Below are 15,392 nucleotides of genomic sequence, written 5' to 3'. Positions count from 1 at the left end.
CCCGCTCCCACAGGGTTTTGCGTCAGCTGATTTCCAGCATCGACTGCTGATCACCCTCGAAGGTCAAGTACTCCACCAACTCCGGCAACGGCAACGGCTTGCTGATCAGGAAACCCTGCACCTGGTCGCAACCGAAGCCGCGAAGCAGGTCCAGTTGTTCCTGGGTTTCCACACCTTCGGCCACCACTTCCAGGTTGAGGTTGTGGGCCAGGTTGATCATGGCGTGCACCAGTTTGCGGTTCTCTTCGCGCTGCTCCATGCCGCCGACGAAGCTCTTGTCGATCTTGAGCAGGGCGATGGGCAGGCTGTTGAGGTGCACGAACGAGGAGAACCCGGTGCCGAAGTCGTCCAGGGAGAAGCGCACTCCCAGGCGGCCCAGGGCATCCATGGTCTGCTTGACCAACTCGCTGCGGCGCATGACGGCGGTTTCGGTGAGTTCGAACTCCAGCCATTGCGCCTCGACACCTCGCTCGGCAATCAACCGGCTCAGGGTCGGCAACAACTGGCTGTCCTGGAACTGCCGGAACGACAGGTTGACCGCCATGTGCAACGGTGCCAGCCCCCGCTCTCGCAGGGCCTGCATGTCCCGCAGCGCCCGGGAAATCACCCAGTAGCCCAACGGCACGATCAGGCCGCTCTGTTCGGCCAGCGGCACGAACTCACTGGGTGGCAGCAAGCCACGTTCGCCGTGACGCCAGCGCACCAGGGCTTCGAGGCCGACAATGTGGCCGCCATCGAGGTTCAGCCGTGGCTGGTAATGCAGTTCCAACTCGTCACGGCGCAGTGCCCGGCGCAGCTCGCTTTCCAGGTCGGCGAGGCTGCGGGCATTGCGATTGATGCGCTCGTTGAAGATATGAAAGGTGCAGCCCTGGGTGCTCTTGGCCTGCTGCATGGCGATGTGGGCGTGCCACATCAGCGGATCGGCGCCGGCCTGGGCGCGGGCGTGGGCAACGCCCAGGCTGCAGCCGATCAGCAGGCTTTCACCGTCCACCCAGTAGGGCTCGGCCAAAGCTTCGGTAATACGCTCGGCCATCCACTCGGCCCGCTGTGGTGCGCGGCGGGTGTCGATCAACAGGGCGAATTCATCACTGCCCAATCGCGCCAATTGATCGCCGGCCTCGAGCGAGCTCTTGAGCCGCGACACCACTTGCAGGATCAAGCGGTCACCGGCCTGGTGGCCGAGGGCGTCGTTGGCGTGACGAAAGTTGTCCAGGTCCAGGTGACCGAGCGCCAGGCCACGGCCGTCGTTTTCCGCCAGGCGCGCCGCCAGCAGCGTCTGGAAACCCTGGCGATTGGCAATGCCCGTCAACGGGTCCTGTTCGGCAAGGCGCTGCAAGGTGTTTTCCAGCACGCCGCGCTCGCGCACATGGCGCAGGCAACGACGCAGGGTCGCGCTGTCGAGGACATCACGCACCAACCAGTCGCTGACGCCATCGGGGGCAATCGCTGGCTCGTGCTCGAGCAACAGGATCGTCGGCAGGCTGCAACGGCCCGGCGCCGGTTGCAGCGCCGCAACGGTCAGCAACACCGCGTTGCGATTATCTTCGAACAGGCTGCTGACAGACTCCCAGTTCGGGGCGCTGATCAACACGACCGAGGCCCCCAAGGGCGCCAGGCACTCGCGTAATATTGCTGACCACACAGGCTCTTGGGCCAATAACAGCAAACGCAAGGGTTCGACAGGCGTTGACAAGCTGACTCCCTAGACTCTGCAAGGTGGTAGGCGCCGGGCATTATGACCTGCCCATTGGCAATGACCAATGCCAATGGTTCTCAAACACGCGGTTTAGGTGGTTTTTTTCCACTCCAAATCCTGTGCAGGACGCGATTGGCCCCACATCCTGCGTGAAAGTAACAGAAGCGGCAAATGACAATGCGCTGTGCGTCACAAGTCGGACAGAGCAGCACAATTCTCAGAGCCTGTTAAAATGCCGGCCCATTTCGCAAACGACTCCCTGACTCTGTCATGTCCCGACTCAATCCCCGGCAGCAAGAAGCCGTGAACTATGTCGGCGGCCCTCTTTTGGTGCTCGCCGGTGCAGGCTCCGGCAAGACCAGCGTAATCACCCGCAAGATCGCGCACCTGGTCCAGAATTGTGGCATCCGCGCCCAGTACATCGTCGCCATGACCTTCACCAACAAGGCCGCCCGGGAAATGAAGGAGCGGGTCGGCGGCCTGCTGCGCGCCGGCGAAGGCCGCGGCCTGACGGTCTGCACCTTCCACAACCTGGGCTTGAACATCATCCGCAAGGAACACGCGCGGCTGGGCTACAAACCCGGCTTCTCGATTTTCGACGAGACCGACGTCAAGGCCCTGATGACCGACATCATGCAGAAGGAATACTCAGGCGACGACGGCGTGGATGAGATCAAGAACATGATCGGCGCCTGGAAAAACGACCTGATCCTGCCGCCCGAGGCCCTGGAAAACGCCCGCAACCCCAAGGAACAGACCGCCGCCATCGTCTACACCCACTACCAGCGCACGCTCAAGGCGTTCAACGCGGTGGACTTCGACGACCTGATCCTGTTGCCGGTCAAGCTGTTCCAGGATCACGCCGACATTCTCGAGAAATGGCAGAACAAGGTCCGCTACCTGCTCGTGGACGAATACCAGGACACCAACGCCAGCCAGTATTTGCTGGTGAAGCTGCTGATCGGTACGCGCAACCAGTTCACCGTGGTAGGCGACGACGATCAGTCGATCTATGCCTGGCGCGGCGCGCGGCCGGAAAACCTGATGTTGCTCAAGGAAGACTACCCGTCGCTCAAAGTGGTGATGCTGGAGCAGAACTACCGCTCCACCAGCCGCATCCTGCGCTGTGCCAACGTGTTGATTTCCAACAACCCCCACGAGTTCGAAAAGCAACTGTGGAGCGAGATGGGCCACGGCGACGAGATCCGCGTGATCCGTTGCCGCAACGAAGACGCCGAAGCCGAGCGCGTGGCCATGGAAATCCTCAGCCTGCACCTGCGCACCGACCGGCCGTACAGCGATTTTGCGATCCTGTACCGCGGCAACTACCAGGCCAAGCTGATCGAGCTGAAACTGCAGCATCACCAGATCCCTTATCGCCTGTCGGGGGGCAACAGCTTTTTCGGACGCCAGGAAGTGAAGGACCTGATGGCCTACTTCCGCCTGATCGTGAACCCCGACGACGACAACGCCTTCCTGCGGGTGATCAACGTGCCGCGCCGGGAAATCGGTTCGACCACCCTGGAAAAACTCGGCAACTACGCCACCGAACGCAAGATCTCGATGTACGCCGCCACCGATGAAATCGGCCTGGGCGAACATCTGGATAGCCGCTTCACCGACCGCCTGGCGCGCTTCAAGCGCTTCATGGACAAGGTTCGCGAACAGTGCGCCGGGGAAGATCCGATTTCAGCACTGCGCAGCATGGTGATGGACATCGACTACGAGAACTGGCTGCGCACCAACAGCTCCAGCGACAAGGCTGCCGACTACCGCATGAGCAACGTCTGGTTCCTGATCGAGGCGTTGAAGAACACCCTGGAAAAAGACGAAGACGGCGACATGACGGTCGAGGACGCCATCGGCAAACTCGTGCTGCGCGACATGCTCGAGCGCCAGCAGGAAGAGGAAGACGGCGCCGAAGGTGTGCAGATGATGACGCTGCACGCCTCCAAGGGCCTGGAATTCCCCTACGTGTTCATCATGGGCATGGAAGAAGAAATCCTGCCGCACCGCTCCAGCATCGAGGCCGACACCATCGAGGAAGAACGGCGCCTGGCCTACGTCGGGATTACCCGGGCCCGTCAGACGCTGGCCTTCACCTTCGCCGCCAAGCGCAAGCAATACGGCGAAGTGATCGACTGCGCCCCCAGCCGCTTTCTCGATGAACTGCCGCCGGACGACCTGGCCTGGGAAGGCAACGACGACACGCCGACGGAAGTCAAAGTCGTTCGCGGCAACAGCGCCCTGGCGGATATACGCGCGATGTTAAAGCGCTAGAATCGACTACTTTTTTACCGACTTCAGGCGCTGACGCGTCACCAGAGGAGGCTTCATGGAAGCCCTGCACCAGAAAATTCGTGAACAAGGCATCGTGCTGTCCGACCAGGTCCTGAAGGTTGATGCATTTCTCAACCACCAGATCGACCCGCAATTGATGAAGCTGATCGGCGACGAATTCGCCGCGCTGTTCAAGGACTCGGGCATCACCAAGATCGTCACCATCGAAGCCTCGGGCATCGCCCCGGCGATCATGACCGGGCTGAACCTGGGCGTACCGGTGATCTTCGCCCGCAAGCAACAGTCCCTGACCCTGACGGAAAACCTGCTGTCGGCCACCGTGTATTCGTTCACCAAGAAAACCGAAAGCACCGTCGCCATCAGCCCGCGTCACCTGACCAGCAGCGACCGGGTGCTGATCATCGATGACTTCCTGGCCAACGGCAAAGCCTCCCAGGCGCTGATCTCCATCATCAAGCAGGCCGGCGCCACCGTCGCCGGGCTGGGGATCGTGATCGAGAAGTCATTCCAGGGCGGCCGTGCGGAACTGGATGCCCAGGGCTATCGCGTCGAGTCGTTGGCCCGGGTGCAATCCCTGGCTGGTGGGGTCGTGACCTTCATCGACTGACCCTGTGCCTACTGTGGGAGCGAGCTTGCTCGCGATAGCGGTCTGTCAGACACATTTGGTGGAACAGATACACCGCTATCGCGAGCAAGCTCGCTCCCACAGGGGGTTCAGGTGGGTCGCTAAGGCGCAGTCGCCTTAAGCCCCGCCAGCAACAACCGCTGAAACAACTCCTCCTTCAGCCCTTCAGGGCTGGCCAACTGCATCCGCTCCAGATGCCCGGCAAACTCCCAGGCCTGCGGCGCATCGAGCGCGGCTTTGCCCAGCTCCAGGATCTCGGTGAGCTTGAACTTGCTCTTGAGCCAGTTCAGCGCCCGCAACAGATCCCGCTCGACCTCATCGAAATCACACCCCAGGGGGTATTCGGGAAACAGGTTCGGATGGCGTGCCTGGATCGCCTGCAAGCGTTCCGATGTGTTGTCGGCGAAGCGCGGGTCGAGGCGGAAATCCTTCGGCAACTTGCCGGCACTTTGCGCCTGCTCGATCAACCCGGGCTGGAAGCGTGAATCGCTGATATTCAGCAACGCCTCGATCACCGCAGCGTCGGTCTTGCCTCGCAGGTCGGCGATGCCGTACTCGGTCACCACGATGTCGCGCAGATGCCGGGGAATCGTGCAATGACCGTATTCCCAGACGATGTTCGAGCTGATCTCGCCCCCGGCCTCACGCCAACTGCGCAGCAGCAGGATCGAGCGTCCGCCCTCCAGTGCATGCGCCTGGGCAACGAAGTTGTACTGCCCGCCCACGCCGCTGAGCACCCGCCCGTCTGCCAACTGATCGGCCACCCCGGCCCCCATCAGGGTCATGGTGAAGACTGTGTTGATGAAACGGGCGTCGAGGCGCTGCAGGCGCTTGAGCTGTTCCTGGCCGTACAGCTCGTTGATGTAACTGATGCGCGTCATGTTGAATTCGAGCAGACGGCTTGGCGGCAACTCGCGCAGGCGTTCATAAAAACTGCGCGGCCCGAGGAAAAATCCGCCGTGTATGCAGATGCCGTCAGGTTGCGCGGCCTCGTCGAGGGTGCCGGCGTTGGCCCGTTCCTGGGTCGGAACGTCGGGGTAGACCTTGCGCCGGACAATTCCAGCCTCGGCCAGCACCAACAAACCGTTGACGAACATTTCACTGCAACCGTACAGCCCTTTGGCAAACGGCTCGACTCCGCCCTCGCGCTCGATCAGTTGCGCCCACTGGCTAAGGTTCAGGTCCGCCAGCAACGCCTGGTAACCGGCATTATCGGCCTGGCGCGCCAACAGCGCTGCCGTCAAGGCATCGCCCATGGCGCCGATGCCGATCTGCAGCGTCCCGCCGTCGCGCACCAGGGTACTGGCGTGCAGACCGATCAGATGATCCTGGAAACCCACCGGCATGTTCGGCGTGGAAAACAACGTGTGGCTGTCCTTCTCGTCGATCAACAGGTCGAAAGCGTCGATACCGACTTCCGCGTCGCCCGGCATGTATGGCAAATCGTTGTGCACCTGGCCGACCAGAAGGATGGTCTCTCCGGCCGCGCGCCGCTTGGCGATCATCGGCAGCAGGTCGAGGGTGATATCCGGGTTGCAGCTCAGGCTCAGGCGATCCGGGTGCTGGGGCTCGCTCGCCACCAACTGCGCCACCAGGTTCAAGCCGGCAGCGTTGATGTCCCGGGCCGCGTGGCTGTAGTTGCTGCTGACGTAGTTCTGCTGGGCCGACGCACTGTGCAGCAGGCTGCCGGGCTGCATGAAGAATTGCTCGACCCGTATGTTGGCCGGCAGGCTGTCGTGATGCAGATCGGCCAGGTAATCCAGCTCGGGGTAATCACCGAAGACCCGTTCGATAAAGGGTTCGAGGAAGCGCTTCTGCAGACCGTCGCCCAGGTTTGGCCGGCCCAGGCTCAAGGCCGTGTAGATCGTCAGCTGTCGCTCGGGCAGTTGTGCGATGCGCCGGTACAGCGCGTTGGCGAACAGGTTGGGTTTGCCCAGCCCCAGGGGCATGCCGAGATGAATATGCGCGGGCAGACGCTCGAGCACGTCATCCACCGCCTGTTCGATTGAACACAACTGCACCATCGGACCCTCCTGGACATTCCATGAATGTGGGTTGGACCGAGCTTGCCGGGTCTTGGTTGCGATGAACAGCCCTGGAAAAAACCCAGGCACAAAAAAGCCGCTCGTAAGCGGCTTTTTTGCGCAAGATATCGGCGTATTACAGGCCGGACATCTCTTTGATGGCGCCCTTGAGGTCGTCATCCGAGCAATCGGCGCAGGTGCCTTTTGGCGGCATGGCATTGATGCCAGAGATCGCTTTGGCAAGCAGCCCATCAAGGCCGCCTTCTTTCTTGGAACGTTCACCCCACGCTGCTGCGTCGCCGATCTTCGGAGCATTCAGCAGGCCGGTGCCATGGCAAGCGTTGCAGTGTTTTGCAATCACGTCTTTCGGCGTCTTGGCAGCCCCGCCGCCAGCCGAGGCCACGACTTCCATACCCTTGCATTCCTTGCCCTGGACGCAGACCTGGCCGACGGGTTCAAGGCGCTTGGCGATTTCGTCGTTGGGCGCAGCTTGAGCGCTCGCAGCCCATAGGGCCAATACGGTTGCTGGTGCAGCCAGCATTTTCATAATTAGGTTCACGCGTACACCCTCAATGGTGGCTAGTCACGCCTGCGGCCACGGTTTGCAGGCGGGCGCAAGTATAGCGGTAAGCCCGTCACACTGAAACAACCCCAAAGTCGCAAGGGTCTTGTTTGCGATGACGGTGCCTTCCCTGGGCGCCTTGGCCGTATAGGGCCGGCGCCGCTTTTTCTAGAAATTGGCCGGTGTGGCTGCGCTGATCAGTCGCGCCGGCACGTCGAACGGATTACGGAAACGGTGGGGCTTGGTGCTTTCGAAATAGTAGCTGTCGCCGGCTTCGAGCACGAAGGTTTCGACACCCACCACCAGTTCCAGCCGCCCTTCCACCAGGATCCCGGTTTCCTCGCCCTCATGGGTGAGCATCTCTTCACCGGTGTCGGCACCGGGCGGATAGATTTCGTTGAGGAAGGCGATCGCCCGGCTCGGGTGTGCCCTGCCCACCAGCTTCATGGTCACGGCGCCGTCGGAGATGTCGATCAGTTCGTTGGCTTTATAGACGATCTGAGTCGGTTTCTCCTGGAGGATTTCTTCGGAGAAAAACTCGACCATGGACATGGGAATCCCGCCAAGGACCTTACGCAGCGAGCTGATCGAGGGGCTGACGCTGTTCTTCTCGATCATCGAAATAGTGCTGTTGGTGACGCCCGCGCGCTTGGCGAGTTCACGCTGGGAAAGGCCTTTGAGTTTACGAATGGATTGCAGTCGTTCACCGACGTCCAATGCTGGAGCCTCCAGGGAATCAGGTTGTGAGGAAAGTGAGCGTTATCATGGCGACAGCGTTCAGTATTTACAACACTTTGACCCGAATCCTGTGCGGTGAAGCGACTTTCGGTAGCTGGCGCCGCGCGTCAATGCCCGGAATAGAGCCGTGGCACCCGTCGCAGGTTGCAGAAAATCTGATAGGGGATTGTGTCGGCGGCCTTGGCGACATCGCTGGCCAGGATGTTCTTGCCCCACAACTCCACGGTCGAACCGAGCCCGGCCTGGGGGACATCGGTCAAGTCGACACAGAGCATGTCCATCGACACCCGTCCGACCAGTTGGCTGCGCTGCCCCTCCACCAGCACCGGTGTACCGTTGGGCGCCTGGCGTGGGTAGCCGTCGGCATAGCCCATGGCGACTACGCCGACCCGGGTCGGTTGCGTGGTCACAAAACGGGCGCCGTAGCCCACCGGTTCGCCAGCGGGCAATTCGCGCACGCTGATGATCTTCGACTCCAGGGTCATCACCGGTTGCAGGCGCGAGGCGACGGCGTTGGGTTCGTCAAAGGGCGTGGCCCCGTAGAGCATGATGCCCGGGCGCACCCAGTCGCTGGGTATCTGCGGCCAGCCCAGCACAGCCGGTGAGTTGCGCAGGCTGATCTGCGCCACCAGGCCCTGGCGGGCCTTGTCGAATATCGCCAGTTGCTCGGTGCTGCTGGGATCGTGCAGTTCATCGGCACGGGCGAAGTGGCTCATCAAGACGATCTTCGCCACCTTGCCGCTGGCGAGCAGGCGACGGTAGGCCGCCTGGTAATCCGTCGGATGCAGGCCGACCCGGTGCATGCCGGAATCGAGCTTGAGCCAGACCGTGATCGGCTGGCTCAGCGCGGCTTGTTCAATCGCTTCGAGCTGCCACAACGAATGCACCACGCACCAGAAATCGTGCTCGACAATCAACGGCAGCTCGCTGGCCTCGAAAAAACCCTCCAGCAGCAGGACCGGCCCACGGATCCCGGCGGCCCGCAGTTCCAGGGCTTCTTCGATGCAGGCGACGGCGAACCCGTCCGCCGTGTCCTGCAGCGCCTCGGCGCAACGCACCGCGCCATGCCCGTAGGCGTCGGCCTTGATCACCGCAAGGGCCTTGGCCCCCGTGACTTCGCGGGCCAATTGGTAGTTGTGACGCAGGGCTTGGAGATCGATCAGGGCACGGGCAGGACGCATGGCGGCAGGCTTCTAGACGGTCATGAATAAAAAACCGGCGCTGGCTGACAGCATGAACCACCAACAGCACCGGGAGAGGGATCGTTTGGGCCGGTATTAAGGCAGCGCGGCCACGACGGACAGCTCCACCAGGATCTCCGGTTCGCACAGCTTGGCTTCCACCGTGGCACGGGCCGGGGCGACGCCCTTGGGCAACCATTTGTCCCAGACGGCGTTCATGCCTTCGAAGTGGGCCTCGATGTCTTTCAGGTAAATCGTCACCGACAGCAAACGATTCTTGTCGGTCCCGGCCAGGTCCAGCAAGCGCTCGATATTGGCCAGGGTTTCGCGGGTCTGCTGTTCGATACCGGCGTTCATGTCGTCGCCGACCTGTCCGGCCAGGTAAACGGTGCCGTTGTGCACGACAACCTGGCTCATGCGGTCATTGGTGAGCTGGCGCTGGATTGACATGTTTTGCAGACTCCTGGTGTTTGCTGCCATAACGGGAAATATCGAGGCCTTCGGCGCTGATCTGCGGCTTTTTCTTCGCCATCAGGTCGGCCAACAGGCGACCGGAACCACACGCCATGGTCCATCCGAGGGTGCCATGACCGGTGTTCAGGAACAGATTCTTGAAGGGTGTAGCCCCCACGATTGGCGTGCCATCCGGGGTAGTCGGGCGCAAACCGGTCCAGAAACTGGCCTGGGCCAGGTCGCCGCCCTGAGGATAAAGGTCGTTGACGATCATCTCCAGGGTTTCGCGCCGGCGCGGGTTGAGGGACAGGTCAAAACCGGCGATTTCCGCCATGCCGCCCACCCGAATACGGTTGTCGAAGCGGGTGATCGCGACCTTGTAGGTTTCGTCGAGAATGGTCGAAGTCGGCGCCATCGCCGGATTGGTGATCGGCACGGTCAGGGAGTAGCCCTTGAGCGGATACACCGGTGCACGGATCCCGAGAGGCTTGAGCAGTTGCGGCGAATAGCTGCCCAGGGCGAGGACGTAGCGGTCGGCGGTTTCCAGCTTGCCGTCGATCCAGACACCGTTGATGCGATCACCGGCGAAGTCCAGGCGCTGGATATCCTGGCCGAAGCGGAATTGCACCCCGAGCTTCTCGGCCATTTCCGCCAGGCGCGTGGTAAACATCTGACAGTCGCCGGTCTGGTCGTTGGGCAGGCGCAGGGCGCCGGCCAGGATGTCGGTGACATTGGCCAGGGCCGGTTCAACCCGGGCAATGCCCTCGCGGTCGAGTACTTCGAACGGCACACCCGACTCTTTCAGCACGGCGATGTCTTTTGCCGCGCCATCGAGCTGGGCCTGGGTGCGGAACAGCTGGGTGGTCCCCAGGCTACGGCCCTCGTAGGCTATGCCGGTTTCGGCGCGCAGCTCGTCGAGGCAGTCACGGCTGTACTCGGACAGGCGCACCATGCGCTCCTTGTTGATGGCATAGCGGCTGGCGGTGCAGTTGCGCAGCATCTGTGCCATCCACAGGTATTGGTCAATGTCGGCAGTGGCCTTGATCGCCAGCGGCGCGTGGCGCTGCAGCAGCCACTTGATGGCCTTGAGCGGTACGCCCGGTGCGGCCCACGGTGAGGCATAACCCGGCGACACCTGGCCGGCGTTGGCGAAACTGGTTTCCATGGCCGGCGCCGGCTGACGGTCGACCACCACCACTTCAAACCCGGCACGGGCCAGATAATAAGCACTGACGGTACCGATGACGCCGCTACCCAAGACCAGAACGCGCATGTTGATGCCCTCATCGCGGATAACCGCTGACGTTTGTTGTACATAGCTTTGATGGTCGCAGTGTAAAAAAGATTAGCCAGTGCTTTTCACTATATAAACGCCTATATTTGGCGAGAATTCTCGGCAAAAACCCTTTTCACGGAGGCGCATCACCTGTGCGTACCAACACCCAGACCAAACGTGAGCTGGACAAGATCGACCGCAATATCCTGCGCATTCTCCAGGCGGACGGGCGCATCTCCTTCACCGAGCTGGGGGAAAAGGTCGGCCTCTCCACCACGCCCTGCACCGAGCGGGTACGGCGCCTGGAGCGCGAGGGCATCATCATGGGCTACAACGCCCGGCTCAATCCGCAGCACTTGAAGGGTAGCCTGCTGGTGTTTGTCGAGATCAGCCTCGACTACAAATCCGGCGACACGTTCGAAGAGTTCCGACGCGCCGTGCTGAAACTGCCTCACGTGCTGGAATGTCACCTGGTGTCAGGGGACTTCGACTACCTGGTGAAAGCACGGATTTCGGAGATGGCTTCGTACCGCAAGCTGCTGGGGGACATCCTGCTCAAGCTGCCCCATGTGCGCGAATCCAAGAGCTACATCGTGATGGAAGAGGTGAAGGAGAGCTTGAACCTGCCGATTCCGGATTGAGCCTGGCTCAAGGCAATGGTTGTCTGGACGACCGCTTTCGCGAGCAAGCTCGCTCCCACACCGGTCAGAGGTGGATACACTCTTGTGAGCAACGGAGATCCATTGTGGGAGCGAGCTTGCTCGCGAAGGCCGCGACTCGGTATCCCTGCCTGCTAGACCAACACCTGGCGAGTGCTGGCCATGTATTCATGAATCTGCTTCTCGACCCGCGGATGGATCAGTTCCACCGGTCGCCGGCCATTGGGACACGGCAAGGTCGCCGTGGTGCCGAACAGCCGGCAGATCAGCGGGCGCTCGTCGTAGACGGTGCAACCGTTGGGCCCCAGGTGCACGCACTCGAGCGCTTCCATGGCCGCGTCCTGTTCGGCGCGGGTCTTGCGGGGCAAGCGGGCCATTTCCTCGGGCGAGGTAGTCACCGGACCACAGCAGTCATGGCAGCCCGGTACGCACTCGAACGAGGGAATCTGCTGGCGTAGCGTGCGGATTTTTTGACTGTTGCAGCTCATCGAGGTGGTTACCGAAGGAGACGGTCCAGAATTCTGCCTTAAAAGCCGCGCACCAGACAGCGCCAGCCGACCGGTGTTGCCCAGTAAGGAATCGCCAGCTTATGCTCCGTAAAATTTCTCAAACACAAAAATCAGGATTACGCACATGAACGCCCGTGTTCAGCAACCTGTCCCGAGCCACGCGCACGCCGCCTCTTATTACGCCGCCAGCAGCCTGCCGCAACCGGACCATCCGCTGCTGCAGGATGAATTGCTGGCGGATGTCTGCGTCGTCGGTGGCGGGTTTTCCGGGTTGAACACGGCGATCGAACTGGCCGAGCGCGGCATGAGCGTGGTGCTGCTGGAAGCGCACCGGATCGGCTGGGGCGCCAGCGGGCGCAACGGCGGCCAATTGATTCGTGGCGTCGGCCATGGCCTCGATCAGTTTGCGCCGATCATCGGTGCCGACGGCGTGCGCCAGATGAAGCTCATGGGCCTTGAGGCCGTGGAAATCGTCCGACAGCGCGTCGAGCGCTTCCAGATCCCGTGCGACCTCACCTGGGGTTACTGCGACCTCGCCAACAAGCCCAGCGACCTGGAAGGCTTCGCCGAAGACGCCGAAGAACTGCGCAGCCTGGGTTATCGCCACCCGACCCGACTGCTGCAAGCCAACGAGATGCACAGCGTCGTGGGTTCGGATCGCTACGTTGGTGGGTTGATCGACATGGGCTCGGGGCATCTGCATCCGCTGAACCTGGCCTTGGGCGAAGCCGCCGCCGCGCAGCAGCTGGGGGTCAGGCTGTTCGAGCAATCGGCGGTCACACGTATCGACTACGGCCCTGAAGTGAAGGTGCACACCCAACAGGGCTCAGTCCGCGCCAAGACGCTGGTGCTGGGCTGCAACGCTTACCTCAATGGACTCAATCCGCAACTGGGCGGCAAAGTGCTGCCGGCCGGCAGCTACATCATCGCCACCGAACCCTTGAGCCAGGCCCAGGCACAGGCGCTGTTGCCGCAGAACATGGCGGTCTGCGATCAACGCGTGGCGCTGGATTACTACCGGCTTTCAGCGGATCGACGCTTGCTGTTTGGTGGGGCCTGTCACTATTCCGGCCGCGACCCACAGGACATCGGCGCGTACATGCGGCCGAAGATGCTCAAGGTCTTCCCGCAACTGGCAGATGTGAAAATAGATTATCAATGGGGCGGGATGATTGGCATCGGTGCCAACCGTTTGCCGCAGATCGGCCGGCTCAAGGACCAGCCCAATGTGTATTACGCCCAGGCCTATTCCGGCCATGGGCTGAATGCCACGCACCTGGCCGGCAAATTGTTGGCCGAAGCGATCAGCGGGCAGCACAGCAGCGGCTTCGATCTGTTCGCCCAGGTCCCGCACATGACCTTCCCTGGCGGCAAGCACCTGCGCTCGCCGCTGTTGGCGCTGGGGATGTTGTGGCATCGGTTGAAAGAGTTGGTTTAACTCAAAAACCGTGGCGAGGGAGCTTGCTCCCTCGCCACAGGTTCCTTATCGCTTCAAAGCCGCCAGAACGGCTTGAGCCCCTCCTCCCGCGCCTGCTCCCGAGTCAGCCCGATATCACGCAACTGTTCGGGTGTAAGTTCCAGCAAGGCTTGGCGTGTATGCAGACGAAACCAGAACAGGGCCCAACGGCTCAGGCCGGATGGCGGATTGCGCAACATCCCGCTGCGCAGCCCCTTCTCCTGCCCTGCCGCCAGTTCCTGACTGTGTAACGTCAGCCGCACATCGCTCAAGCCGTTCATTTTGATCGCTCCTGTTTACTTGGGTAGCCAGAGGTTTCATGATGCGCGGACGGTCAAAAGCAATACAGATTCAACTCATTTTTTTTATAAGCATACAGATTCGGTATTTCTAGCACTGAATTGTCATTTTCCACCCCAACTGTATCGGTTGCAGTGGGCCATCTCATCGGGAGCGCACCATGACCCTCTACGTGAACCTCGCCGAATTGCTCGGTACTCGCATCGAACAGGGCTTCTACCGCCCCGGCGACCGGCTGCCATCAGTGCGGGCATTGAGCACGGAACATGGGGTCAGCTTGAGTACGGTGCAGCAGGCCTATCGCGTGCTGGAAGACAGTGGGCTGGCGATGCCGAGACCCAAGTCCGGCTATTTCGTCCCCGTGGGCCGCGAACTGCCGGACCTGCCGGTGGTAGGCCGTCCGGCCCAGCGCCCAGTGGATATTTCCCAGTGGGACCAGGTGCTGGAGCTGATCCGCGCCGTACCGCGCCCGGACGTGGTGCAACTGGGACGCGGCATGCCGGATATCCATTCGCCGACCATGAAACCGCTGCTGCGCAGCCTGGCGCAGATCAGCCGCCGACAAGACATGCCCGGCCTGTATTACGACAACATCTACGGCAATCTCGCGTTGCGCGAACAGATTGCCCGACTGTCGCTGGACTCCGGCTGCCAGCTGGGGCCCAACGATTTGATCGTCACCACCGGCTGCCATGAGGCCTTGTCGGTCAGCATCCGCGCCACCTGCGAACAAGGCGATATCGTCGCGGTGGACTCACCCAGTTTTCACGGGGCCATGCAAACCCTCAAGGGCCTGGGCATGAAGGCGTTGGAAATCCCCACCGACCCGCTCACCGGCATCAGCCTGGATGCGCTGGAACTGGCGCTGGAGCAATGGCCGATCAAGGCCATACAGTTGACCCCCAGCTGCAATAACCCGCTGGGCTACATCATGCCCGATGCCAATAAACGCGCGCTGCTGAACCTGGCACAGCGCTTCGACGTGGCGATCATCGAAGATGATGTGTATGGAGAATTGGCCTACACCTACCCTCGCCCACGTACCATCAAGTCCTTCGATGAAGACGGCCGCGTCCTGCTCTGCAGTTCTTTCTCCAAGACCCTGGCGCCAGGCCTGCGCATTGGCTGGGTCGCGCCAGGCCGGTATCTGGAGCGGGTACTGCACATGAAATACATCAGCACCGGCTCCACCGCGCCACAACCGCAGATCGCCATTGCCGAATTTCTCAAGGGTGGGCATTTCGAACCCCATTTGCGTCGGATGCGTACGCAATACCAGCGTAATCGCGACGTGATGATCGACTGGGTCAGCCGTTATTTTCCACCGGGTACCCGGGCCAGCCGCCCGCGGGGCAGCTTCATGCTGTGGGTCGAATTGCCAGACGGCTTCGACACGCTGAAGCTCAATCGGGTCCTGCTCGACCAAGGTGTGCAGGTCGCCGTCGGCAGCATCTTTTCGGCATCGGGCAAGTACCGCAACTGCTTGCGTATGAACTACGCTGCCAAGCCAACGACCCAGATCGAAGAGGCCGTACGCAAGGTCGGAACCGCCGCTATCGCGTTGTTGAACGAAACCCAACGCGACATCGTCTGAACTTTACCCAGGGAAGCA

At 61.5% G+C, this 15,392-nt stretch carries 14 protein-coding genes; 5 read left to right on the top strand and 9 right to left on the bottom strand.

The genetic code is table 11. The annotated features are described in order from the left end of the window. Positions 1–22 precede the first annotated feature (22 nt). A complete protein-coding gene (locus Q7F16_RS10200) occupies positions 23–1,693 on the bottom strand; it encodes a putative bifunctional diguanylate cyclase/phosphodiesterase (protein WP_046064454.1) in 1,671 nt (556 codons plus the stop codon). A gap of 273 nt (positions 1,694–1,966) precedes the next feature. Between Q7F16_RS10200 and rep the strand changes: the two genes are divergently transcribed. Both rep and Q7F16_RS10190 read left to right on the top strand, forming a co-directional pair. After that, positions 1,967–3,976, top strand: a complete 2,010-nt coding sequence (gene rep / locus Q7F16_RS10195) for a DNA helicase Rep (protein ID WP_014340843.1) — start codon at positions 1,967–1,969, stop codon at positions 3,974–3,976. Positions 3,977–4,031: 55 nt separating this feature from the next. After that, on the top strand, positions 4,032–4,604 hold the full coding sequence (locus Q7F16_RS10190; protein WP_014340844.1) for a xanthine phosphoribosyltransferase: 573 nt from the start codon (positions 4,032–4,034) through the stop codon (positions 4,602–4,604). A gap of 119 nt (positions 4,605–4,723) precedes the next feature. Here Q7F16_RS10190 and Q7F16_RS10185 read toward each other — a convergent pair whose 3' ends face one another. The 6 genes from Q7F16_RS10185 to dadA all read right to left on the bottom strand — a co-directional run bounded on the left by Q7F16_RS10185 (position 4,724) and on the right by dadA (position 10,853). Next, entirely contained in the window at positions 4,724–6,646 is a 1,923-nt protein-coding gene (locus Q7F16_RS10185; RefSeq protein ID WP_409555742.1) for an acetyl-CoA hydrolase/transferase C-terminal domain-containing protein, read from the bottom strand. A gap of 136 nt (positions 6,647–6,782) precedes the next feature. Then, complete coding sequence (locus Q7F16_RS10180) at positions 6,783–7,205, bottom strand: c-type cytochrome (RefSeq protein ID WP_172436017.1); 423 nt, start codon at positions 7,203–7,205, stop codon at positions 6,783–6,785. Between the two features lie 171 nt (positions 7,206–7,376). Continuing rightward, the gene (locus tag Q7F16_RS10175) at positions 7,377–7,925 is read right to left on the bottom strand and encodes a cupin domain-containing protein (protein WP_003206841.1); all 549 of its coding nucleotides are present in this window, start codon (positions 7,923–7,925) and stop codon (positions 7,377–7,379) included. A 128-nt stretch (positions 7,926–8,053) separates the two neighbouring features. Next, positions 8,054–9,127 carry an alanine racemase gene (gene alr / locus Q7F16_RS10170; protein ID WP_409555741.1) on the bottom strand — a complete coding sequence of 358 codons (1,074 nt, stop codon included), beginning with the start codon at positions 9,125–9,127 and terminating at the stop codon, positions 8,054–8,056. Between the two features lie 96 nt (positions 9,128–9,223). Next, positions 9,224–9,577 (bottom strand): RidA family protein, encoded by a 354-nt coding sequence (locus Q7F16_RS10165; RefSeq protein WP_046064458.1) that lies wholly within the window; start codon positions 9,575–9,577, stop codon positions 9,224–9,226. Beyond that, complete coding sequence (dadA, locus tag Q7F16_RS10160) at positions 9,549–10,853, bottom strand: D-amino acid dehydrogenase (protein WP_024618128.1); 1,305 nt, start codon at positions 10,851–10,853, stop codon at positions 9,549–9,551. Before dadA ends, Q7F16_RS10165 begins: the two co-directional genes overlap by 29 nt. Positions 10,854–11,008: 155 nt before the next feature. Here dadA and Q7F16_RS10155 point away from each other — a divergent pair, with 155 nt between their 5' ends. After that, positions 11,009–11,497: an Lrp/AsnC ligand binding domain-containing protein gene (locus Q7F16_RS10155; protein ID WP_003206849.1), complete on the top strand. Its 489-nt coding sequence runs from the start codon at positions 11,009–11,011 to the stop codon at positions 11,495–11,497. Positions 11,498–11,649: 152 nt separating this feature from the next. Here the strand turns inward: Q7F16_RS10155 and Q7F16_RS10150 are convergent, their stop codons facing one another. Beyond that, entirely contained in the window at positions 11,650–12,003 is a 354-nt protein-coding gene (locus Q7F16_RS10150; protein WP_409555740.1) for a YkgJ family cysteine cluster protein, read from the bottom strand. A gap of 145 nt (positions 12,004–12,148) precedes the next feature. On the opposite strand from Q7F16_RS10150, the gene Q7F16_RS10145 reads away from it, so the two are divergent. Beyond that, positions 12,149–13,462 (top strand): NAD(P)/FAD-dependent oxidoreductase, encoded by a 1,314-nt coding sequence (locus Q7F16_RS10145; protein WP_409555739.1) that lies wholly within the window; start codon positions 12,149–12,151, stop codon positions 13,460–13,462. A 53-nt stretch (positions 13,463–13,515) separates the two neighbouring features. Here the strand turns inward: Q7F16_RS10145 and Q7F16_RS10140 are convergent, their stop codons facing one another. Next, positions 13,516–13,761, bottom strand: coding sequence for a DUF1127 domain-containing protein (locus tag Q7F16_RS10140; protein WP_409555738.1), 246 nt, complete (start codon positions 13,759–13,761; stop codon positions 13,516–13,518). A 179-nt stretch (positions 13,762–13,940) separates the two neighbouring features. Between Q7F16_RS10140 and Q7F16_RS10135 the strand changes: the two genes are divergently transcribed. Continuing rightward, complete coding sequence (locus Q7F16_RS10135; RefSeq protein WP_409555737.1) at positions 13,941–15,374, top strand: aminotransferase-like domain-containing protein; 1,434 nt, start codon at positions 13,941–13,943, stop codon at positions 15,372–15,374. Positions 15,375–15,392 lie beyond the last annotated feature (18 nt).

The organism is Pseudomonas sp. Lb2C2 (genome assembly GCF_052112205.1).
GTDB classification, from domain to species: Bacteria; Pseudomonadota; Gammaproteobacteria; order Pseudomonadales; family Pseudomonadaceae; genus Aquipseudomonas; species Aquipseudomonas kilonensis.
This window is presented reverse-complemented; position numbering and strand designations above follow the sequence as displayed.

Bases quoted from the DNA above. Each gene is read 5' to 3' on its own strand.
- rep (WP_014340843.1), top strand. From the start codon at position 1,967: ATGTCCCGACTCAATCCCCGGCAGCAAGAAGCCGTGAACTATGTCGGC.
- Q7F16_RS10190 (WP_014340844.1), top strand. From the start codon at position 4,032: ATGGAAGCCCTGCACCAGAAAATTCGTGAACAAGGCATCGTGCTGTCC.
- Q7F16_RS10185 (WP_409555742.1), bottom strand. From the start codon at position 6,646: ATGGTGCAGTTGTGTTCAATCGAACAGGCGGTGGATGACGTGCTCGAG.
- alr (WP_409555741.1), bottom strand. From the start codon at position 9,127: ATGCGTCCTGCCCGTGCCCTGATCGATCTCCAAGCCCTGCGTCACAAC.
- Q7F16_RS10165 (WP_046064458.1), bottom strand. From the start codon at position 9,577: ATGTCAATCCAGCGCCAGCTCACCAATGACCGCATGAGCCAGGTTGTC.
- dadA (WP_024618128.1), bottom strand. From the start codon at position 10,853: ATGCGCGTTCTGGTCTTGGGTAGCGGCGTCATCGGTACCGTCAGTGCT.
- Q7F16_RS10150 (WP_409555740.1), bottom strand. From the start codon at position 12,003: ATGAGCTGCAACAGTCAAAAAATCCGCACGCTACGCCAGCAGATTCCC.
- Q7F16_RS10145 (WP_409555739.1), top strand. From the start codon at position 12,149: ATGAACGCCCGTGTTCAGCAACCTGTCCCGAGCCACGCGCACGCCGCC.
- Q7F16_RS10140 (WP_409555738.1), bottom strand. From the start codon at position 13,761: ATGAACGGCTTGAGCGATGTGCGGCTGACGTTACACAGTCAGGAACTG.
- Q7F16_RS10135 (WP_409555737.1), top strand. From the start codon at position 13,941: ATGACCCTCTACGTGAACCTCGCCGAATTGCTCGGTACTCGCATCGAA.